Below are 19,497 nucleotides of genomic sequence, written 5' to 3'. Positions count from 1 at the left end.
CTCAAATAACCAGCCGGGCGTTCAGCTAAGGCCTTCACGCCCGCTACGTCAAGGGTCTGGTGTGCTCAAGCGTCGCCAGGGGTTGCGTTTTTCGGGTTTTGTTCAAAGAATCAGGGCATGGCAAGACCGAGCAAGGCCCCCGAGCGGCGGGCGGAACTGGTCGCGGCGGCGCGGCACACGGTCGTCGAACGCGGCGTGCTGAACCTGAAGCTGCGCGACGTCGCGGACCAAGCCGGCATGTCGCCGGGTTCCCTGCTGTACTACTACCCTTCCCTGAGCGACCTGCTCGAAGACGTGCAGCAGGAGGCCGTCGAACGCTTCTGTGTAGCGCGCGAAGCCGCCGTCGCCGCCGAAGCCGACCCGCGCGCCCGGATGCGCGCGATGATCAGCAGCGGCCTGCCGAACGGCAAGAACGACGAGCTGTGCGTGCTGCTGTATGAACTCGGCACCATCGCGCGCCGCGAACCGGCGTACGCCGCGCGGCACATCGCGCTGTACGAACGCCAGGTCCGCGGGTACGTCGGCATCCTGGAAGCCGGTGCCGCGACCGGGATTTTCGACCTGACCGACGACCCGGTCACGATCGCCCGCAACCTCGTCACCCTCGAAGACGGGTACGGACTGCACCTGACGCAAGCAGTGCCGCCGGTGGACCGCTCCGTCGCCGAGACGATGGTGCTGTCCTACGCCCGCGTTTCGACCCGATGCTCCCTGGAGGACCCCGCATGACCCGCGCCCGCGACCTAGGTCTCGCCCTCGGCGGCAAGCCCGGCCCGCATAACGCGATCACGGACATCCCCGGCGTCGAGGTCGGATACACCACGTTGATCGAAGGTTCGTCGGTGCGGACCGGCGTCACCGCGATCCTCCCGCGCGGCCGTTCCCGGTTCGACGTGCCGTGCTCGGCGGGCACCTTTTCGTTGAACGGCAACGGAGAAATGACCGGCCGCGCCTGGCTGGCCGAGACCGGGTCGCTGACCCTGCCGGTGCTGATCACCAGCACCCACTCGGTCGGGCAGTGCCATCGGGGCGCGATCGACTGGGTCGTCCGCGAACGCCCGGACGCCGCGGCGGAATGGCTGCTGCCCGTGGTCGCGGAAACGTGGGACGGCTACCTCAACGACGTCAACGCCCCGACCATCCGGACCGAACACGCAGTCGCCGCCATCGACGCGGCTGTTTCGGGTCCCATTGCCGAGGGTTCGGTCGGCGGCGGCACTGGGATGACGTGCTACGGCTTCAAGGGCGGTACCGGTACGTCGTCCCGGGTGGTCGCGCATGGTTCGGACAGCTACACCGTCGGCGCCCTGGTACAGGCGAACTTCGGCAGCCGCTCGGAACTCACCGTGGCCGGTTCGCACCTGGGCGCCGAACTCGCCGACGACAACCCGATGGCCGATACCAGCTGGCTCGCCCCGGCGGGCGCCGGTTCGGTGATCGTCGTGATCGGCACCGATGCGCCTCTGCTGCCCGGCCAGTGCACTGCCCTGGCCCGCCGCGTACCGCTGGGCCTCGCCCGCACCGGCACCACCGGGTCGCACTTCTCGGGAGATCTGTTCCTGGCCTTCAGCACGGCCAACGCGGGCGCGTTGACCAGCCATTTCCCCCGGCCGGACGATGCACCGTACGAGACCATGCGGTTCGTGCCGTGGGGAGCGATCGACCCGTTCTTCGAAGCGGTGGTGCAGGCGGTGGAGGAAGCGGTGCTGAACGCGTTGGTGGCGAATGAAGAGATGGTCGGGCATCGGGGCCACCGGGTTCCGGCGCTTCCGTTGACGCGCTGGGAGGCCTAGAGCGGGCGCAGCTACCGGCCGGTGTCGCCAGAGTCCCGGATCTTGAGAGCTGGTGTCTTGTTGAGCTGGAGAATGCCGATCGCCTGAGGGCTGACTTGGGCACCGCCGGCCACCGAGTGCAGGATCCCGTTGTACACCAGGTCCCAGATCCGGCGATCGCGCTGGAGTTCTTCGCTGCTGCGGGTGATGCCCATGTCCTTGTCGTACAGCCACAAATGGAAGGTCGTCCCGCCGTACGCAGCGTCTATCTTCGTCAGTTCATAGGTATCCACCCAGGCCCGGCTCTTCACTCCCCACCGGCTGCGCTCGACCATCAACCAGTCTGCGCCGGCCGCGTAGGTGAAGTAACTGAACGGACTGGAAATCAGGAGAACGCCTACGGCGACAATCGCCCAGATGGGCCACGCCGTGAGGATCCCGATCCCGCCCCGGTGGAACAAGGAAATGACAATGGCCCCGACGATCAGGATGATAGCGCTGGTCAGGATGAGCGCGATTTTCCCGCGGCGGCTCTCCCGATGCCAGGCAAGCGCAGGCCCCAGGCCCGGCGGCGGGTCCGGCCGGTCCGCGAGCCGGCTCTCCCGGCGGACGTCCTGCTCCGAAGCTGCTTCCTCGCCGCGAAAGTAACTGAGACCGGGCGGAGGGAACGGTTCGCCCGTCTCTCTGTCCGGTCGCGGTGGAAGTGCGTCGATCATGGCGTCATCCGCCTCTGCTGCGTCGGTCATCGGATCCGGCTCCTCGGATTATTTCGGCACGAGCCAGTCAGCGACAGCTTGACCCCCGACCGCGCCGGCGATTCCGCCGACCGTGCCTACCACGAAAGAGCCGACCGGCCCTAACGGCGAGCCGAAAAGAGCGCCGCTGGCCGCGCCCGCGCCTGCGCTCGCAAGTGCCGCACCCGCTGCGCCTCCGACGATCAAGCCGCCCGAATCTGCGACAGCTTTCCCCCAGGACTGCTCGCCGCTCATTGCACCGGCAGCCTCGTTGATCACGGTGAGCGTGCTACCGACATACGGCATTCCCTTGAGCAGCTTTTGCCCGGCTTTCAGGCTTGCCCCTGCTTCCTCCGGAAGGACGTGGTATTTGCCTTTTCCAGGGTAGGCGGCAATTGCTTTGCGCACCGGCTCCGGAACCTTGTCGACGTACTGCTGGAACTGCTGCGCCCGGGTTTCGTACGCAGCCTTGTTGTCCCGTGCCTTGCCAGCCGCCCACGCGAGGTCTTCCTTGTTGAGCGCGGTCAGGTTGATGCGCGTGCCGTGGGCCCAGTCGTCGAAGAACTGTGCGCTGGCCGCGGAGCGCTGAGCGTTGAGGAGTGCTTCCTTGCGCGGGTTTTCAAAGGAGCTGATGTAGCCGTTGACCCGGGCGATGGTCGTTGTTCCCACCGCGTAGGCATCGATGTCGAGCCGGCCCGACGGCGGCTGGAGGGCGTGGCGGAGTGCCTGGTGCGCGTTGCCTTCGGCGGTGCGCGCGGCGTCGACGATCGCCTTGCACTCGTTGTAGGCAGCCACTTTGCCGTTGTACTGGAAGACGAGGGTGTTGTACTGCTTGATGTCGCCCTGGTAGGTGCCGACCGCCCGGGTCGCGCCGCCGGCGGTGCACACCTCGACCGGGGTGCCGGGCTTGTTCGCGGGGATCGGGTCCGGCTCGACGATGAACGGGCCGTCGACCCGCAGCCCGGCCGCGCGGGCTTGGGCGAGAGCCTCGTTCATCCGGGCGGTCACCGCGTCCAGCGACGACGCGAACTCGCGCAGGCCTCGCTCGGCGGTCGCGGCCCAGTTGGCCATGTCGTCCGCGGCGACGTCGATATTCGCGATCGATTCTTGGAAGGCCTGGCTGGAAGGTCCGTGCCAGCCCGCCTCCGCACCGCTGCGCGCGGCCCGGACATTGCCCGCCGCCCGATGCCCGGCCTCGGCAACGGTGCGCAGCCAGTCCGCGGCGGCGACGCACGTGCCGGACGAACCGTTGACGGTGGTGTTGAGCGCCTGCCCCATGCTGACCTCCCCTTCAGCCGTGGACGTGCGATTCCCGCTGCGTATCAGGATCGTCGGCGTGTTTGCCGTTGAGCTTGAGCTGGCCGGCATGGGTGTTTTCGATATCGTCGTAGGCGCCGTTGGCGGCATGCACCTTCTCCGCCGCGCCACCAGCCGCACCAGCCGCTCCGACGCCCAACTTGACGAGATCGTCCAGCACGGTGCCGACGATCGCGGACGACGCACCCGCATCGACTCCGCGCACGACCTTCGAGGTCACGTCGTCGAGGGCCTTCTCGCCTTCGCGGAGCTGGCCGACGATGCTGTTGAGCGCTCCCTCGGTGAAGCTGTAGCCGGTCGCATCCCCATACGGCGCGGACATGCCTACTCCCCTCCGATCTCGGCCCGAGACGTCCAGTCCCGCACGGGCGCGGCATGCCGGGACTCTTCAGCGAGCACGGGATTGAGCAACACCCCGTGCGCTCCCGCCTCGTCCGCGACGGCTTCGAGATCAGCGCTCTCGACCGCGACCCACGGTTGATACGGTCCGCACCCAGCGGCCAGCAGCTCGGGCGACGTGTAGGCCAGCAACACCGGACGGCCGTTGCGAACCGGCTGCAATTCCAGCTCCACCATCTGGCGACCGGCCCGGACCGGGCGCGACGGCACGTACAGCCGGCCGTCCGGTTCGGCCAGCGGCTCGGCTGGCTCCAGCGGAGGCTGCTCCCGGCTGTCGACCTCCGGATACCGCGGCACGAGGTCGAGTACGGCATCGAACACGACGACGCCGATCCCCAGCTCGCGGCATACCTCAAGCAGCCGGTCCCGGGTGACCCGCGCCCACGGCTGCCCGCTCCCGCACGCCTCGACCAGCCGATCCAGGGACGAGTACGCCGCGACCGCGAACTCGTTCCGCGTGGTCCGACGGACCTCAAGCTCGCCCGGCTGCTCCCCGGTTCCGAGCGTGACCAGCACGAACACCAGATCCGGCAATCGCTCCCGCACGTCGTCGAGCCGCACGAGGGCCTGGACGACGTTGGACGCGTCGGAGTGACCGGACATCCTCACCTCCCGCCCGCGCGACTATGCGTGTTCGTGCCGTCACTGTAGTGGCGGCACCGGCCGAGTGTCAGCGGGCGGCAACCGGCCTGCGCCGAATGGAGACGTCTGACCAGCAGGTACGCCGCCGCTTCCGTTGCCACGCAAAGACTGAATCCAGCCCTTGCCCCAACCCGCCAGAATCGTATATCTTTTGAGATATCTTCCTCTCCCGACGACATCCGGGCAGGTCAACCCCCATGAGTCCCGCATCGAGCACCACCCCGCCGGAGCGGCCGGGCAAGGTCATCGCGCTTCATTTGAACTACCCGTCCCGCGCGAAGCAACGCGGCCGGATTCCGGCGAAGCCCTCCTACTTCGTCAAGCCGGCCACCTCGATCAGCTCCTCCGGCACCCCCATCGAACGCCCGGCGGGCACCGAACTCCTTGCCTTCGAAGGCGAAATCGCCCTGATCATCGGCAAGCAGGCCCGCCGCGTCACCCCGGACCAGGGCTGGGACTGCGTCGAGAGCATCACCGCCGCCAACGACTTCGGCGTATACGATCTGCGGCACGCCGACGGCGGGTCGAACCTCCGCTCCAAGGGCGGCGACGGTTTCACCCCGCTCGGGCCCGCCACGATTCCGGCCGCGGAGGTCGATCCCGAGAAACTCCGCGTCCGCACCTGGGTCAACGGCGAACTCGTCCAGGACGACACCACCGAAGACCTCATCTTCGGCTTCGGCACCCTCGTCGCCGACCTCTCGCAGCTGAGCACCCTCGAACCCGGCGACGTCATTCTCACCGGCACCCCGGCGGGATCGTCCGTCGTGCAGCCGGGCGACGTGGTCGAGGTCGAGGTCAGCTGCGGCGAGAAGACGACCGGGCGGCTGGTCACGCCGGTCGTCGAAGGCACCACCCCGCTCCCAGACTTCAGCGCTCAGCCCAAAATCGACGACAAGCAGCGCGAACAGGCTTACGGCGACCGGGAATCCGCGGGACTTCCGGCGGAATTCGAGCTCACCGAGGAACTCAAGACCAAGCTCGCCAGCGTCGGCACGGCAACGCTTTCCGCCCAGCTGCGCAAAAACGGCTACAACCACGTCTCCATCGACGGTCTCGGTTCCACCCGCCCGGAGAAGAAACTCGTCGGCCGGGCCAGGACGCTCCGCTACGTCCCCTTCCGCGAGGACCTCTTCAAATCCCACGGCGGCGGCTTCAACGCCCAGAAACGCGCCATCGACTCGCTCAACCCCGGCGACGTCCTGGTGATGGAAGCCCGCGGCGAAAAGGGAACCGGCACGATCGGCGACATCCTCGCCCTGCGCGCCCAGGTCCGCGGCGCGGCGGGGATCGTCACCGACGGCGGCGTGCGCGACCTGGCGGCGGTGGCCGCGCTGGACATCCCGACCTACCACTCCGGCCCGCACCCGGCGGTGCTCGGCCGCCGCCACGTTCCGTGGGACATCGACGTCACCGTCGCGTGCGGCGGCGCGACCGTGCAGCCGGGCGACGTGATCGTCGGCGATTCCGACGGCGTCCTGGTCATTCCGCCGCACCTGGTAGAAAAAATCGCGGACGCCGCAATCGAACAGGAACGCCAGGAAACGTTCATCGCCGAGCAGGTCGCGAACGGCGAGAGCGTCGACGGCCTCTACCCGATGAACGAGCACTGGAAGGCCAGGTACGCCCAGTGGCGCCCGTAGCCGGCGAGAGCAAATCCCAGCGCGCGTACCGCTGGATCAAGGACCGGATCGCCGACCGGACCTTCGGTCCCGGCTACCGCCTGGTGCTGGGGCAAATCGCCAAGGAACTCGACGTCAGCGTCGTCCCGGTGCGGGAAGCGATCCGGCTGCTCGAAGCCGAAGGGCTGGTCACGTTCGAGCGGAACGTCGGCGCGCAGGTGGTGATGGTCGACGAGACCGCCTACGAGCACACCATGCAAACCCTTGCCCTGGTGGAAGGTTTCGCCACCTCGCTGTCCGCACCCATGCTGTCCGAACAGGACATCGAACGGGCGCGTGCGGTCAACGAGCAGATGCGGCTGTCCCTGGAAAACTTCGAACCGCACCGGTTCACCGAGCTGAACCAGGAGTTCCACTCCGTCCTTTTCGAACCCTGCCCGAACCCGCACGTGCTCGACCTCGTGCACCGCGGCTGGCACCGGCTGGCCTCGCTGCGCGATTCGACGTTCAGCTTCGTCCCGGGCCGCGCGCACGAATCGGTCAAGGAACACGAACAACTGCTGGTGCTGATCGAGCAGAACGTCGACCCGCTCGAACTCGAGCTGGCCGCGCGCCGGCACCGCACCGCCACCCTCGACGCCTACCTCGACCGGCGGGCCGCCCTGCCCGCCGAAGCTACCCGGAAGGACCCCACTCCATGAGGTTCCGCAGCACCCCGAACGCCATCACCGGCTCGATCGCGCCGCTGATGACCCCGTTCACCTCCGACGGCGAGGTCGACCACGAGAGCCTGGCCAACCTGGTGAACTGGCAGCTCGCGTCCGGTTCGCACGGCGTGTCGATCGGCGGCTCCACCGGCGAGCCCGGCGCGATGACGGTGGCCGAGCGCGCGGAGACGATCCGCACCGTCGCCAAGGCGGTGGACGACAAGGTGCCGTTCATGCCCGGCACCGGTTCGGCGAAGCTCGACGAGACGCTCGAGCTGACCGCCGAGGCGCGCGACGCGGGCATCGACGCCGCGCTGATCATCACCCCGTACTACGCGCGGCCCACGCAGGAAGCGCTCTACCGCTGGTACGCCACGGTCGCCAAGGAATTCCCGGACCTGCCGATCGTCGCCTACAACGTGCCGAGCCGGACGTCGGTCGACCTGGCCCCGGAGACGGTCGCGCGGCTGTTCCGCGATTTCGACAACTTCGTCGGGATCAAGGAGACCACCAAGGACTTCGAGCACTTCTCCCGCGTGCTGCACTTGTGCGGCAAGGAATTGCTCGTCTGGTCCGGTATCGAGCTGCTGTGCCTGCCGCTGCTTTCCCTCGGCGGCGCCGGATTCGTCAGCGCCACCGCCAACATCGCCCCGGCGGCCAGCGCCGAGATGTACCGCGCGTGGACCGAGGGCGACTTCGACCGCGCCCGCGAGATCCACTACGGCCTGCACCCGCTGGTCGACTTGCTGTTCGTCGAGACCAACCCGGCGCCCGGAAAGTGGGTGCTGGAGCAGCGCGGCCTCATCCGGTCGGGCTTCGTGCGCCCGCCGCTGATCACCCCGACCGAAGCGGGCCTCGCCCGGATCACCGAACTGATGCGCCAGGGCGAGCAGTACCTCTCGCCCGTCGACGGCTTCACTGTGGAAGGAAAGTGACCATGACCGCGCACTACGTTCCGGACAACCTGCCGGAGCACATCCGCCACTACATCGGCGGCGCGCCGGCCGACAGCGTCTCGGGCGAGACCTTCGAGGTGCTCGACCCGGTCACCAACAAGCCGTATCTGACCGCTGCCGCGGGCAAGGCCGAGGACATCGACCTCGCCGTCGCCGCGGCGAAGGAAGCCTTCGACCACGGCCCGTGGCCGAAAATGCTGCCGCGCCAGCGCGCCCGGATCCTCAACAAGATCGCCGATCTCGTGGAGAGCCGCGACAAGCAGCTGGCCGAGCTGGAAACCTTCGACACCGGCCTGCCGATCAAGCAGGCGCTCGGCCAGGCGCAGCGCGCGGCCGAGAACTTCCGGTTCTTCGCCGACCTGATCGTCGCGCAGGCCGACGACACCTACAAGGTGCCCGGCCGCCAGGTCAACTACGTCAACCGCAAGCCGGTCGGCGTCGCCGGGCTGATCACGCCGTGGAACACGCCGTTCATGCTGGAGAGCTGGAAGCTCGCGCCGGCGCTGGCGTCCGGCTGCACCGTGGTGCTCAAGCCGGCCGAGTTCACGCCGCTGTCGGCGAGCCTGTGGGCGGACATCTTCCGCGAGGCCGGCGTGCCCGACGGGGTGTTCAACCTCGTCAACGGGCTCGGAGAGGAAGCGGGCGACGCGCTGGTCAAGCACCCGGACGTCCGGCTGATCTCGTTCACCGGCGAAACCACCACCGGCGAGACGATCTTCCGCAACTGCGCGCGCGGCCTCAAGGGCATGTCGATGGAGCTGGGCGGCAAGTCCCCGGCCGTCGTGTTCGCCGACGCGGACTTCGAAGCGGCGCTGGACTCGACGCTGTTCGGCGTCTTCTCGCTCAACGGCGAACGCTGCACGGCGGGCAGCCGGATCCTGGTCGAGCGCTCGATTTACGACGAGTTCTGCGCCCGGTACGCCGAACGCGCGCGCAACATCGTGGTAGGCGACCCGCACGACCCGGCCACCGAGGTCGGCGCGCTGGTGCACCCGGAGCACTTCGACAAGGTGATGAGCTACATCGAAATCGGCAAGACGGAAGGGAAGCTGCTCGCCGGCGGCGGCCGTCCGGAGGGCCTGGAGACCGGGAACTACGTGGCCCCGACGGTGTTCGCCGACGTGAAGCCGGACGCGCGGATCTTCCAGGAGGAAATCTTCGGCCCGGTCGTGGCGATCACGCCGTTCGACACCGACGAGGAAGCGCTCGAGCTGGCCAACAACGTCAAGTACGGTCTGGCCGCCTACGTCTGGACCGCCGACCTGACCCGCGCGCATACCTTCGCGCAGAACATCGAAGCCGGCATGGTCTGGCTGAACTCGCACAACGTGCGCGACCTGCGCACGCCGTTCGGCGGGGTCAAGGCGTCCGGCCTCGGCCACGAAGGCGGCTACCGCTCGATCGACTTCTACACCGAACAGCAGGCCGTGCACATCACGCTCGGCGACGTGCACACGGCGCGCTTCGGGGCCGGGAAGGACAACGCATGACCACGACCCCGCCGGACGTCATCCGCTGCGCGTACGCGGAACTGATCGTCAGCGACCTGAAAGCGTCGCGAGAGTTCTATGTGGACATTCTCGGTCTCGTCGTGACCTATGAGGACGACGAAGCGATCTACCTGCGCGCGTTCGAGGAATACCTGCACCACTCGCTGATCCTGCGCAAGGGCGCGGAACCGGCGCTGGCCGTGCTCGCCTACCGCGTGCGCGGCGAGGGCGAACTCGACGTCGCCGAGGCGTACTACCGGGAACTCGGCGTGGAGGTGCGCCGCGTCCCGGCGGGCACCACGCGCGGCATCGGCGAAGCGGTGCGGGTGCTCGACCCGCTCGGCTTCCCGATCGAGTTCTTCTACGAGGCCGAACACGTCGAGCGGTTCACCCAGCGCTACGACGTGCACGGCGCGGGCGCGCTTTCGCGGCTGGACCACTTCAACGTGAACACGCCGGACGTGCCTGCCGCGCGGAAGTACTACGAGGGCCTCGGTTTCCGGGTGTCGGAAGACATCCGCGACGACGAGGGCACCGTGTACGCGGCGTGGATGTTCCGCAAACCGACCGTGCACGACGTCGCGCTCACCGGCGGCGCGGGCCCTCGCCTGCACCACATCGCGTTCGCGACCCACGAGCGGCACCAGATCCTGCACATCTGCGACCACCTCGGCGCGGTGCGGAAATCGGACCAGATCGAGCGCGGCCCGGGCCGGCACGGCGTGTCGAACGCGTTCTATTTGTACGTGCGTGACCCGGACGGGCACCGGATCGAGATCTACACGCACGACTATTACACCGGCGACCCGGACAATCCGGTGATCAGCTGGGACGTGCACGACAACCAGCGGCGCGACTGGTGGGGCAATCCGGTGGTGCCGAGCTGGTACACCGAGGCCTCGCGGGTGCTCGACCTCGACGGCAAGCTCCAGGAAGTCGTCGAGCGCACGGAAACGAAGGAAATGGACGTGACCATCGGCGCGGACGGGTTCTCCTACACCCGCGCCGACGGCGCCGAGCAGGGTTTCAAACTGGGCGAACAGGTCTAAGGTGCGTCCCGTCCGTGAAGGGCTCCTTGAGGGAATCTGATTCCCGGAAGGGGCCCTTCACGGACCACCAGCAGCGGCAGCGGCACTTCGACGGAGAGGTGACATGATGACGGCAATCTTGCAGACGCCCGCCACGGCCGCGCAGGACTTCACGGAGTTCCGGTCCGCTGTCCTGCGCTCGTTCGTGCCGCTGCAGGTGAGCACCGAACATCGCGATCGCTTCCACGGCAGGCTCCGCACGCACGAGGCGGGCGAAATCGCGCTCACCGAGATCACCGCGTCGCCGCACGCGGTCGAGCGCACGCAGGAACTCATCGCCCGCGCCGACCGGCCGTGCTACAAGCTCAGCGTCATGCTGGCCGGCACCGGAATCCTCACCCAGGACGGCCGCGAGGCGGTGCTGCGGCCCGGCGACGTCGCGCTGTACGACACGAACCGGCCGTATTCGCTCGTGTTCGAGGAGAATTTCCGCACGCTGGTGCTGATGTTCCCGCAGCAACAGGTCGACCTGCCCCGCGACCTGGTCGGGCAGCTCACCGCGGTGCGGATGTCCGGGCGGGAGGGGGTCGGCAACGTCGTGGTGCCGTTCCTGGCGCAGCTGGGCGGGAATCTGGACGTGCTGACGAGCCCGGTGGGCGTGCGGCTGGCGCACAACGCGGTCGACCTGCTGACCACCATGCTCGCCACCGAACTCGACCTGGACCGCACGGCCGCCGACCCGCACCACGACCTGATGCGGCGGATCCGCGGCTACATCGACGCGAATCTGTCGCGCTCCGATCTCGGGCCCGCGCAGATCGCGGCGGAGCACTACATCTCGACGCGGCATCTGCACGGGTTGTTCCAGGAGCAGGGGACGACCGTGGCGGGGTGGATCCGGCAGCGGCGGCTGGAGCACTGCCGCCGGGATCTGCGGGATCCGTTGCTCGCGGCCCGTCCGGTCGCGGCGATCGCGGCGCGGTGGGGATTTGTCGACGCGGCGCACTTTTCCCGGGTGTTCCGAGCCGCGTTCGGCCAGTCGCCCAGCGAGCTGCGCGCGCGGGCCTCGTGAGTGCTGATGCCGGTTAGAACCGGCATCAGCACTCACGAGGGGTTGACCGCGAGCGTCCGGCAGTTGCCAGCCAGCGCACGAACGTTCGCTCCCGGGGCGGGGCGCGGCGAGCATGAGGGGCATGTCCGACCCTTCCCCTGACGAATGGCGCACCTATGACGAGTTCGCCGCCGGGATCGACACCTACCGGCTGCCCAACGCGGACCTCACCGGGCAGGAACTCACCGTCACGCAGGATGACGGAACGAAGCTCGAACTGCGGTTCCTCGACGGCGAACGGCTTGCCTGCAACGGCGTCGAGGACCCGTACGACGCGGTCGCCGTGCGTCCCGACGTCTTCTTCGTGAACCTGCCGCGGACGAGCGTCGAGGGCGAGGCCCTCACCGTCGTCTACTCGACCACCACGCACCGCGCGCTCACCGTGCGGTCGGTGATCGGCGACGAGGACATCGAAGGCACGCCGCGGGTTTCGCAGACCTTCCACGCCGCCACCACCGACGGCGGCGAACCGACCGGCGACGTGCCCGGTCCGTCGCGGGACCTCATCGGCAAGCGCAACGTCTACCGCTACAGCCCGAACCACCTGTACGAGCACGTCTACCTCTCCTCGGAACGCTACTGCTGGCAGTGCGTCGAGGGCGTGCAGCGCGGACACGGCGACGTGGACCTGTCGACCGTCTGGAAGTTCGCCGACGGCCTGTACCTGTTCTGCTTCCGGGAGTTCCGGATCGCGGTGGCCAGCGTGTGGCTGCACGACCTCGGCTACGACCTGCGCACCACCGGCGTTTTCCTCGGCATCACCGGCGACGGCCGGTCCGAGCATTCCCGCGCGGGCGGGCACATCTACCCGCTCGGCTCGATCAGCTACCCCGACGTCCAGCCTGTCTAAGGAGTTTCCCGTGTCCAAGATGGACGTGATCACCGCGCACTACGACGCGAGCGACCGCGGCGACCTCGACGGCATGCTCGCGCCGATCGGCCCGGAAACCACCTGGACCGAGGCCGCCGGATTCCCCTACGCGGGCACCTACACCGGCCCGGACGAGGTGCGGCGCAACGTCTTCGAGGCGATCGCGCGCGACTGGGACGGCTACCAGTTCACCCTGTCCGCGCTGCTGGACGCCGGCGATTCGATCGTGGGGCTGGGCACGTATTCCGGCACGAACCGCAAATCCGGCAAAGCGTTCACCGCGCGGGTGGCGCACGTGTGGAAGTTCGACGGCGACCAGGTCGCGAGCTTCGAGCAGATCGTCGATTCCGCGCCGGTCGCCGCCGCGACCGACTGAGCCTCCCGCGAACGGCGGTGCCGGGCCTTCCCCCGGCACCGCCCCCGTTCTCCTCCCCTCCCCTCTGGTCACTGCGGACCGGAAAGCCGAGCCATGATGAGAAAGTTCCTGCCCGCGCTCGCCTCGGCCGTGCTCGTCACGCTGGTCGCGGCGGGCTGCGCGGGCACCGCCGATCCGAACGGACCGATCGTGGTCGGCTCGGTCAACGCGCTGAGCGGACCCGCCACCTTCCCGGAATCCTCCCAGGCCGCCAAGGCCGTCTTCGACGCGGCGAACGCGGCCGGCGGCGTGCACGGACGCAAGATCGAATACCACGCCATCGACGACAAGGGCGACCCCGCCGCCGCGGCGGCCGCCGCTCGCGAAATCGTCGGCGGCGATCAGGCGGTCGCGCTGGTCGGTTCGTCCAGCCTCATCGAATGCCAGATCAACGCCAAGTACTACCAGCAGGAGAAGGTGCTCTCCATCTCCGGCATCGGCGTCGACCCGTCGTGCTTCACCAGCCCGAACATCGGCCCCGCCAACGTCGGGCCGTTCCACGACATGACGCTGACCCTGCTGTACGGCTCCGAAGTGCTGCACCTGCAAGACATGTGCGCGCTGCTGGAAATCGCCGGGAACACCCTGCCGTACTACCGCGCGGCCATCGACGAATGGTCGAAGATCACCGGCAAGAAACTGAAGTACGTCGACGCGACCGTTCCGTACAACGGTTCCGACTACACGCCCTACATCGTCAAGGCGCGCGCCGCCGGGTGCAAAGCCGTGACGGTCAACCCGGTCGAGCCGGACTCGATCGGCCAGCTGAAAGCCGCGCAGGCACAAGGGTGGAAAGACGTGACCTGGCTGCTGCTCACGAGTGTCTACAGTGAACAGTACGCGAAGGCGGTCTCCGAAGCCGGTGCCGGAGTTTACGTTCCCGCTGAGTTCTACCCCTTCACCGACCCGTCGAGCCCGCGCACCAAGGAGTGGCGGGATCTCATGACGCGCAACAACATTCCGCTGACCTCGTTCAGCCAGGGCGGTTACCTCGCGGCGAAGTACTTCCTGCGGGTGCTGAACGGCATGCGGGGCGAGATCACGCGGGAAACGGTGACGAAGGCGCTGCGCGAAATGAAACCGATCTCCGACCCGATGGTCGGCACGCCGTACGTGTTCGGCCCCGGGCAAACTCACCACGACAACACCGCGGGCTGGCCGGTGAAGCTCGCGACGGGCGCAAACCGGTGGCAGATCGCCGGTACCGACTGGCTGCGGATCCCGCGGCGCTAGCCCGATCTGACAGAGGAGACTGCAATGGTGCAGGGAGCGCTGGCCGGGCTGGCCGCCGGCGGGCTTTACGCGGTGCTGGCGGTGTGCCTGACGCTGATGTCGCGGCTGGTCCGGGTCGTCAACTTCGCCCAGGCGGCCACCGGCATGTTCGGCAGTTACGTCGGGGTGGCGTTGTCCGTCCACGGCGGACTGCCGGAATGGCTGGCAGTGGTGCTCGGCGTGCTGCTGGGCGGGGTGCTGAGCGTGCTGATCGGCTGGGTCGTCTCGACCTGGCTGGCCGAAGCGGGCACCGGCACTCGTTCGGCGGTCACGGTCGCGGTGCTGCTGCTGTTGATCTCGTTGTCGTTCATCTTGTTCGGCAACAAACCGCAGCCGTTCCAGGCGTTGCTCGCCGGTCCGGCCTTCACCGTCGGCGGCGTGGTGATCAGCCAGGTGACGGTCGTGACCGTGGCGCTGGCCGTGGTGATCGCCTTCGCCGCGCGGCTGATCCTCACCAAGACGCCCGTCGGCATCTCACTGCGCGCGTTGTCGGAACGCCCGACCACCGCTGAGCTGCTGGGCATCCCGGCGAAGCGGCTCAGTGCCGCGGTCTGGGGCGCGACCGGCCTGATCAGCACCGTCATCATCGTGATCGTCGCCCCGTCACAGTCCAACGACGCCACGTCGCTGGCCATGCTGGTCGTGCCCGCCGCCGCGGCGGCCCTGCTCGGCGGGTTCCGCCGGCTGGACCTCGCCGTCGTCGGCGGGCTGGTGCTCGGCATGCTGCAGGGCGCGCTCGCGCAGGTCGACCAGCTTTCGGTAGTGCGGAATTTCGTCCCGTTCCTGGCCATCGTCGGCCTGCTCGTGTGGTCTCAGCGCAAGGAGGTGTGGGATGCAGCTCGCTGACCGGGGCGCAGTGTCCCGCTTAGGAACCCCACTGGTCGTCGCGGTGGTCGCGGTGCTGGCCGGAATCGGCCTGACCGTCGGCCTCAACGGCTACTTCGCCTACCTCGGCGTGAGCGTCGTGGTGGCCGCGATCGCCCTTCTCGGCCTCGGCGTCGTCACCGGCAGCGCGGGCATGATCTCGTTGTGCCAGCTGACCTTCGGCGCGATCGGCGCGTGGGTCGTGTCCGCGCTGAATGTCGCGCACGCTCCCGGCGGATTCCTCTTCTGGCTGCTGCTGGGCGGTCTCGCGGCCGGCGTGGTCGGTGTCCTCATCGGACTCCCGGCACTGCGGCTGCGTGGCATCAACCTGGCGGTGGTGACGCTCGGCCTGGCCGCGGCCGCCGACGTGACCCTGGTGGAAATCCAGTTCCCCGGCACCACCGAAGGCGTTTCGGTGGACCGGCCGTCCTTGGTCGCCGACGACAACGCGTACTTCCTGCTCTGCGTCATCGTGCTGATCGTCTGCGCCTTGCTCGTGCATTTCCTCCGCCGCGGTCCGTGGGGCAGCAGCTGGGCCGCGGTGGCGTTCTCCGAACGCGGCACCGCCGCGGCCGGAGCGAGCGTCCGGATGGCCAAGCTGTCGGCCTTCGCGGTCAGCGCGACCCTGGGCGGCCTCAGCGGCGGACTGCTCACCGCGCAGGTCGGGTTCGCTTTCCCGACCAGCTTCGCCCCGCTGCAGTCCCTGGCGTTGTACGTGCTGGCGATCATGTCCGGGGCGCACCTCATCGACATGGCGATCTTCGGCGCGGTCCTCTGGGTCGCGGTGCCGGAGCTGCTGAAGCGCTGGGGAGTCCCGCAGGACTGGGGTTACGTGATCTTCGGCCTGCTGGGCATCCAGGCGCTGGCCGGGCGCGGCAACCTGGGCACCGCGATCCGCGAACTGTGGCGGCGCCGATCGCGGGCGAGCGCCGGGGTACAGATCACCACGCTGGACGAAGAACCTCCGCGCCTGCCGCCGGGCGAGCCGGTGCTGGTGGTCCGCGGCCTGAGTGTCGCTTTCGGACAGGTCACGGCACTGTCCGGAGTGGACTTGGCCGTTCCGAAGGGCGGCGTGCTGGGCGTCATCGGGCCGAACGGCGCCGGAAAGTCCACTTTGGTCGACGCGATCAGCGGTTTCCTGCCGCAGGCCGACGGAACCGTGGAACTGGCCGGCCGCCCGCTCACCGGCGACCCGACGCACCGGGCCCGTTCCGGGCTGCGCCGGACGTTCCAGCAGGACCGGGTCCCCTCCGGGCTGACCATCGAGGCGTACGTCCACTTCGTGGCCCGCCGTCGGCCGCCCGCCGCCGAGGTCGCCGCCGCGCTGGAGTTCTTCGGCTGCCCGCCGGCCGCGACGCCGCTGGACCGGGTCGACGTGGGCGCGCGCCGCCTGGTCGAAGTCGTCGGTCACCTGATGGCCCAGCCCCAGGTGCTGCTGCTCGACGAACCGGCCGCCGGGCTGCCGCACGAGGAACACGTCGCGTTCGGCGAACGGCTGCGGCAGGTCCCGGCCCGGTTCGGCGTCTCGGTGCTGATCATCGAACACGACCTGGACCTGGTCCGGTCGGTCTGCGACACCCTGACCGTGCTCGACTTCGGCGAGGTGCTGGCGAGCGGCCCGCAGGCGGAAGTGCTGGCGGATCCGGCGGTCCTGAAGGCCTACCTGGGCGAAACGGAGATGCTGTGAGCACGCTGCGGATCGAGAACCTGACCGTCACGCGCGGCGCCGGCCCGGTCATCGCCGATGTCGGCCTGACGCTGGAGGCCGGCAAGATCACCGCGTTGGTCGGGCCCAACGGCGCGGGCAAGACCAGCCTGCTGGAAGCGTTGTCCGGCGTGCTCCCCGCGGCGAACGGGACCATCCGCATCGGAGACGCGGACGTCACGAAACACTCGCGGGTAGCCAGAGCGCGGCTCGGACTGGCGCACGTAGAGCAAGGCCGCGCGGTCTTCGCGGGCTTGACAGTTCTGGAAAACCTGCGCCTGACCGCCAAATCCCCTGCTGGCGTGGAAGAAGTCCTCGCGCTCTTCCCGGAACTGGAGAAACGCAAGAACTCCCCGGCCGCGCTGTTGTCCGGCGGCGAGCAGCAAATGGTGGTGCTGGGCCGGGCGTTCGCGGCGAAACCCCAGTTCCTGCTGATCGACGAGATGTCCCTGGGCCTGGCGCCCGCGGTCTTCACCAGGCTTCTCCCGGCGGTCACCGAATTCGCCGCCGCGGGCGCGGCGATCCTCCTGGTGGAACAGTTCACCCACCTGGCGTTGAAGGTCTCGCAGGAAGCCGTGGTCGTCTCCTCCGGCAAGGTCACCTACGCCGGCGAGTCTCAGCACTTGCTGGACCATCCGGACACCTTGCACCAGGCGTACCTGGGCGCCGGTTGACCCGGGGCGCGGGCGTTCCGCGGTGGGACGCCCGCGCCCCGGCCGGTCAGCCTTCCCGGATGGTCATTTTGGCGATCCGGTCGCCGTCGACGGCGAAGACGAACTTCGACCGGCCGTTGGCGTGGTTGCTTCGCCAGTCCCCGACCACGGTGACCTCGTCGCCGGAGACCGTGACCTCCTCCGGGGTGAGGACGCCGCGCGAGCCGATGAACTCGACGTCGCTCCAGCCCTTGATCGCGGCGCGCCCGGCGAACGACCGTCCCCAGTCGTCGACGACGCCGGTTTCGGTGAACGCGTCCAGGAACGCGGCGTCGTCGTGCCGGTTCACCGCGTCGACGAACGACGCCACCGGTTCCGGAATCTCCACTTCGGACATTGCGCTTCCCTTGCTGTCGCGGTGAAAATCAGCGAGTGGTGTAGCCGCCGTTGGCGAAGATGGTCTGCCCGGTGATCCACCAGCCGGACGTCGCCAGGAACGACACGATCGGGGCGATGTCCTCGATCTTCGTCAGCTGCCCACCCATGGCCTGCGACTTGTGGAATTCCACCCGTTCCGGGGTCTCCTGGCCGTAGAAGAACGGCGTGTCCATCGGACCGGGCGCGACCGCGGTGACCGAGATCCCGCGCGGGGCGAATTCCTTGGCCGCGGCGCGGGTGAAGTGCTCGACCGGGCTCTTGCCGCCCGCGTAGGTCGAGTACCCGTCGGTGAACGCGGCGAGCAGGCTGGTCACGATCGTGACGATCTTGCCGCCGTCGGCGACGTTCTTGCCCGCTTCCTTGATGAAGAAGTACGCGGCCTTGGAGTTGATGTCGAACATCGAGTCGTATTCGTCCTCGGTCGTCTCGACGATCGGCTTGCGCAGCACCTTGCCCACCGTGTTGACGGCGACGTCGATCTTGCCGAGCGCGGCCTCGGCGTCCGCGAACAGCTTTTCCACGTTCGCCGGAACGGTCAGGTCGCCGGTGAGGACGGCCCCCTTGCCGCCCGCCGCCTCGACCGCGGCGAGCGTCTCCTCCGCCTGCGGGCGGGTCTGCTCGGAGTTGTAGTGGATCGCCACGTTCGCGCCGGCCTCGGCGGCCTGCCTGCTGATGAGCCCGCCCAGGTTCTTCGCGCCGGCGGCGACGAGGACGTTCTTGCCCTTGAGGGTGTGGTCGGTCATGCGGATCCCTCCATCTCTTTATCGCTGATATGCACCACTGTATCACTGCAACAGCGGTTACTATAGCGGTGTGACACAGATGGCGAACGCGGATACCCGGACCCGGCTCCTGGACGCCGCCGCCGAGCAGGTCGCCGCGACCCCGGGCGAGGACATCTCGCTGCGCGCGATCTGCGCACAGGCCGGGGTGAAAATGCCGACGCTGTACCACTTCTTCGGCAGCAAACAGGGCCTGCTGGACGCGGTCGTCGAGCGCGGCTTCGACCTGTACCTGGCGGAAAAAGGCGCGCGCGAGCCGTCCGGCGACCCGATCCAGGACCTGCGCGACGGCTGGGACGCCCACGTCGCGTTCGGGATCGCGAACCCCGGCTTCTACACGCTGATGTACGGCCAGGTCCGCCCCGGACACGCGCCCGAGGCGCAGGAACGCCCCAGCGCGATGCTGCGCGCCCTGACGCAAGCCGCCGCCGACCAGGGCCGCCTGACCGTCCCGCCGGACCAGGCGGCGGCGCACATCCTGGTCGCCAACATCGGCGTCACGCTGCGGCAGATTATCCTCGCGAAGGAGGATCGCGCCCTGTCGGTGGCGGTGCGCGAAGGCGCGATCGCCGCGATCACCGGCACCGCGGCGACGGACAACCGGCACGCGGAGATCCACCGGGTCTTGGAGTACGCGGCGGCGAACCCGGAGATCCTGGGTGTCGCGGAGACGCAGCTGCTGACGAAATGGCTCAGGGCTCTGGGGGAATCAGCCTGAC

21 protein-coding genes are annotated in these 19,497 nt (G+C 68.6%); 15 read left to right on the top strand and 6 right to left on the bottom strand.

The annotated features are described in order from the left end of the window. Nucleotides 1-117 precede the first annotated feature (117 nt). Nucleotides 118-729: a TetR/AcrR family transcriptional regulator gene (locus L942_RS18825; protein ID WP_037362093.1), complete on the top strand. Its 612-nt coding sequence runs from the start codon at nucleotides 118-120 to the stop codon at nucleotides 727-729. Next, entirely contained in the window at nucleotides 726-1,793 is a 1,068-nt protein-coding gene (locus L942_RS18820) for a DmpA family aminopeptidase (protein WP_037362091.1), read from the top strand. Before L942_RS18825 ends, L942_RS18820 begins: the two co-directional genes overlap by 4 nt. Nucleotides 1,794-1,804: 11 nt before the next feature. Here L942_RS18820 and L942_RS42055 read toward each other — a convergent pair whose 3' ends face one another. Genes L942_RS42055 through L942_RS42050 form a run of 4 tightly spaced genes read right to left on the bottom strand, consistent with a single transcriptional unit; the run spans nucleotide 1,805 to nucleotide 4,825 of the window. Continuing rightward, nucleotides 1,805-2,518: a hypothetical protein gene (locus tag L942_RS42055; protein WP_051166081.1), complete on the bottom strand. Its 714-nt coding sequence runs from the start codon at nucleotides 2,516-2,518 to the stop codon at nucleotides 1,805-1,807. Between the two features lie 18 nt (nucleotides 2,519-2,536). Next, a complete protein-coding gene (locus L942_RS18810) occupies nucleotides 2,537-3,874 on the bottom strand; it encodes a hypothetical protein (protein WP_158684491.1) in 1,338 nt (445 codons plus the stop codon). Beyond that, nucleotides 3,798-4,145: a hypothetical protein gene (locus tag L942_RS18805; RefSeq protein WP_037362087.1), complete on the bottom strand. Its 348-nt coding sequence runs from the start codon at nucleotides 4,143-4,145 to the stop codon at nucleotides 3,798-3,800. The genes L942_RS18810 and L942_RS18805 overlap by 77 nt, the downstream gene beginning before the upstream one ends. A gap of 2 nt (nucleotides 4,146-4,147) precedes the next feature. Then, entirely contained in the window at nucleotides 4,148-4,825 is a 678-nt protein-coding gene (locus L942_RS42050) for an SAV_915 family protein (RefSeq protein ID WP_051166080.1), read from the bottom strand. A 236-nt stretch (nucleotides 4,826-5,061) separates the two neighbouring features. Here L942_RS42050 and L942_RS18795 point away from each other — a divergent pair, with 236 nt between their 5' ends. From L942_RS18795 to L942_RS18740, 12 genes are all read left to right on the top strand, one after another. Then, nucleotides 5,062-6,507, top strand: a complete 1,446-nt coding sequence (locus L942_RS18795) for a fumarylacetoacetate hydrolase family protein (protein WP_037362085.1) — start codon at nucleotides 5,062-5,064, stop codon at nucleotides 6,505-6,507. After that, nucleotides 6,495-7,187 (top strand): GntR family transcriptional regulator, encoded by a 693-nt coding sequence (locus L942_RS18790; protein ID WP_037362083.1) that lies wholly within the window; start codon nucleotides 6,495-6,497, stop codon nucleotides 7,185-7,187. Before L942_RS18795 ends, L942_RS18790 begins: the two co-directional genes overlap by 13 nt. Continuing rightward, a complete protein-coding gene (gene dapA / locus L942_RS18785; RefSeq protein ID WP_037362081.1) occupies nucleotides 7,184-8,128 on the top strand; it encodes a 4-hydroxy-tetrahydrodipicolinate synthase in 945 nt (314 codons plus the stop codon). The genes L942_RS18790 and dapA overlap by 4 nt, the downstream gene beginning before the upstream one ends. 2 nt (nucleotides 8,129-8,130) lie before the next feature. Further along, nucleotides 8,131-9,639, top strand: a complete 1,509-nt coding sequence (hpaE, locus tag L942_RS18780; protein WP_037362079.1) for a 5-carboxymethyl-2-hydroxymuconate semialdehyde dehydrogenase — start codon at nucleotides 8,131-8,133, stop codon at nucleotides 9,637-9,639. After that, complete coding sequence (hpaD, locus tag L942_RS18775) at nucleotides 9,636-10,688, top strand: 3,4-dihydroxyphenylacetate 2,3-dioxygenase (RefSeq protein ID WP_037362077.1); 1,053 nt, start codon at nucleotides 9,636-9,638, stop codon at nucleotides 10,686-10,688. The genes hpaE and hpaD overlap by 4 nt, the downstream gene beginning before the upstream one ends. A 103-nt stretch (nucleotides 10,689-10,791) precedes the next feature. Next, nucleotides 10,792-11,739, top strand: coding sequence for a helix-turn-helix domain-containing protein (locus L942_RS18770; protein WP_051166079.1), 948 nt, complete (start codon nucleotides 10,792-10,794; stop codon nucleotides 11,737-11,739). A 121-nt stretch (nucleotides 11,740-11,860) separates the two neighbouring features. Continuing rightward, a complete protein-coding gene (locus L942_RS18765) occupies nucleotides 11,861-12,628 on the top strand; it encodes a MoaF C-terminal domain-containing protein (RefSeq protein ID WP_037362076.1) in 768 nt (255 codons plus the stop codon). A gap of 10 nt (nucleotides 12,629-12,638) precedes the next feature. Beyond that, nucleotides 12,639-13,025 carry a nuclear transport factor 2 family protein gene (locus tag L942_RS18760; protein WP_037362074.1) on the top strand — a complete coding sequence of 129 codons (387 nt, stop codon included), beginning with the start codon at nucleotides 12,639-12,641 and terminating at the stop codon, nucleotides 13,023-13,025. A 93-nt stretch (nucleotides 13,026-13,118) separates the two neighbouring features. Continuing rightward, a complete protein-coding gene (locus L942_RS18755; RefSeq protein ID WP_235079245.1) occupies nucleotides 13,119-14,297 on the top strand; it encodes an ABC transporter substrate-binding protein in 1,179 nt (392 codons plus the stop codon). Nucleotides 14,298-14,321: 24 nt separating this feature from the next. After that, the gene (locus L942_RS18750; RefSeq protein WP_037362072.1) at nucleotides 14,322-15,182 is read left to right on the top strand and encodes a branched-chain amino acid ABC transporter permease; all 861 of its coding nucleotides are present in this window, start codon (nucleotides 14,322-14,324) and stop codon (nucleotides 15,180-15,182) included. After that, nucleotides 15,169-16,887 (top strand): branched-chain amino acid ABC transporter ATP-binding protein/permease, encoded by a 1,719-nt coding sequence (locus tag L942_RS18745; RefSeq protein WP_037362070.1) that lies wholly within the window; start codon nucleotides 15,169-15,171, stop codon nucleotides 16,885-16,887. Before L942_RS18750 ends, L942_RS18745 begins: the two co-directional genes overlap by 14 nt. Continuing rightward, the gene (locus L942_RS18740) at nucleotides 16,884-17,579 is read left to right on the top strand and encodes an ABC transporter ATP-binding protein (RefSeq protein WP_037362068.1); all 696 of its coding nucleotides are present in this window, start codon (nucleotides 16,884-16,886) and stop codon (nucleotides 17,577-17,579) included. The genes L942_RS18745 and L942_RS18740 overlap by 4 nt, the downstream gene beginning before the upstream one ends. 46 nt (nucleotides 17,580-17,625) lie before the next feature. Here L942_RS18740 and L942_RS18735 read toward each other — a convergent pair whose 3' ends face one another. Next, entirely contained in the window at nucleotides 17,626-17,955 is a 330-nt protein-coding gene (locus L942_RS18735) for a nuclear transport factor 2 family protein (protein WP_037362066.1), read from the bottom strand. 28 nt (nucleotides 17,956-17,983) lie between these two features. Further along, nucleotides 17,984-18,739, bottom strand: a complete 756-nt coding sequence (locus tag L942_RS18730; protein ID WP_037362064.1) for an SDR family oxidoreductase — start codon at nucleotides 18,737-18,739, stop codon at nucleotides 17,984-17,986. 79 nt (nucleotides 18,740-18,818) lie between these two features. On the opposite strand from L942_RS18730, the gene L942_RS18725 reads away from it, so the two are divergent. Further along, a complete protein-coding gene (locus L942_RS18725) occupies nucleotides 18,819-19,496 on the top strand; it encodes a TetR/AcrR family transcriptional regulator (RefSeq protein WP_051166078.1) in 678 nt (225 codons plus the stop codon). The last annotated feature ends 1 nt before the right edge of the window (nucleotide 19,497 follow it).

It is taken from the genome of Amycolatopsis orientalis DSM 43388 (genome assembly GCF_000411975.1).
Classification (GTDB): Bacteria; Actinomycetota; Actinomycetes; order Mycobacteriales; family Pseudonocardiaceae; genus Amycolatopsis; species Amycolatopsis orientalis_D.
The sequence above is the reverse complement of the archived record's forward strand: the minus strand, read 5'-3'. Positions and strand labels throughout refer to the sequence as shown.

What these genes read in the sequence shown, in the direction of transcription:
- L942_RS18825 (WP_037362093.1), top strand. Translation starts at nt 118, where the DNA reads ATGGCAAGACCGAGCAAGGCCCCCGAGCGGCGGGCGGAACTGGTCGCG.
- L942_RS18820 (WP_037362091.1), top strand. Translation starts at nt 726, where the DNA reads ATGACCCGCGCCCGCGACCTAGGTCTCGCCCTCGGCGGCAAGCCCGGC.
- L942_RS42055 (WP_051166081.1), bottom strand. Translation starts at nt 2,518, where the DNA reads ATGACCGACGCAGCAGAGGCGGATGACGCCATGATCGACGCACTTCCA.
- L942_RS18810 (WP_158684491.1), bottom strand. Translation starts at nt 3,874, where the DNA reads ATGCCGGCCAGCTCAAGCTCAACGGCAAACACGCCGACGATCCTGATA.
- L942_RS18805 (WP_037362087.1), bottom strand. Translation starts at nt 4,145, where the DNA reads ATGTCCGCGCCGTATGGGGATGCGACCGGCTACAGCTTCACCGAGGGA.
- L942_RS42050 (WP_051166080.1), bottom strand. Translation starts at nt 4,825, where the DNA reads ATGTCCGGTCACTCCGACGCGTCCAACGTCGTCCAGGCCCTCGTGCGG.
- L942_RS18795 (WP_037362085.1), top strand. Translation starts at nt 5,062, where the DNA reads ATGAGTCCCGCATCGAGCACCACCCCGCCGGAGCGGCCGGGCAAGGTC.
- dapA (WP_037362081.1), top strand. Translation starts at nt 7,184, where the DNA reads ATGAGGTTCCGCAGCACCCCGAACGCCATCACCGGCTCGATCGCGCCG.
- hpaE (WP_037362079.1), top strand. Translation starts at nt 8,131, where the DNA reads ATGACCGCGCACTACGTTCCGGACAACCTGCCGGAGCACATCCGCCAC.
- hpaD (WP_037362077.1), top strand. Translation starts at nt 9,636, where the DNA reads ATGACCACGACCCCGCCGGACGTCATCCGCTGCGCGTACGCGGAACTG.
- L942_RS18770 (WP_051166079.1), top strand. Translation starts at nt 10,792, where the DNA reads ATGATGACGGCAATCTTGCAGACGCCCGCCACGGCCGCGCAGGACTTC.
- L942_RS18765 (WP_037362076.1), top strand. Translation starts at nt 11,861, where the DNA reads ATGTCCGACCCTTCCCCTGACGAATGGCGCACCTATGACGAGTTCGCC.
- L942_RS18755 (WP_235079245.1), top strand. Translation starts at nt 13,119, where the DNA reads ATGATGAGAAAGTTCCTGCCCGCGCTCGCCTCGGCCGTGCTCGTCACG.
- L942_RS18750 (WP_037362072.1), top strand. Translation starts at nt 14,322, where the DNA reads ATGGTGCAGGGAGCGCTGGCCGGGCTGGCCGCCGGCGGGCTTTACGCG.
- L942_RS18745 (WP_037362070.1), top strand. Translation starts at nt 15,169, where the DNA reads ATGCAGCTCGCTGACCGGGGCGCAGTGTCCCGCTTAGGAACCCCACTG.
- L942_RS18735 (WP_037362066.1), bottom strand. Translation starts at nt 17,955, where the DNA reads ATGTCCGAAGTGGAGATTCCGGAACCGGTGGCGTCGTTCGTCGACGCG.
- L942_RS18730 (WP_037362064.1), bottom strand. Translation starts at nt 18,739, where the DNA reads ATGACCGACCACACCCTCAAGGGCAAGAACGTCCTCGTCGCCGCCGGC.
- L942_RS18725 (WP_051166078.1), top strand. Translation starts at nt 18,819, where the DNA reads ATGGCGAACGCGGATACCCGGACCCGGCTCCTGGACGCCGCCGCCGAG.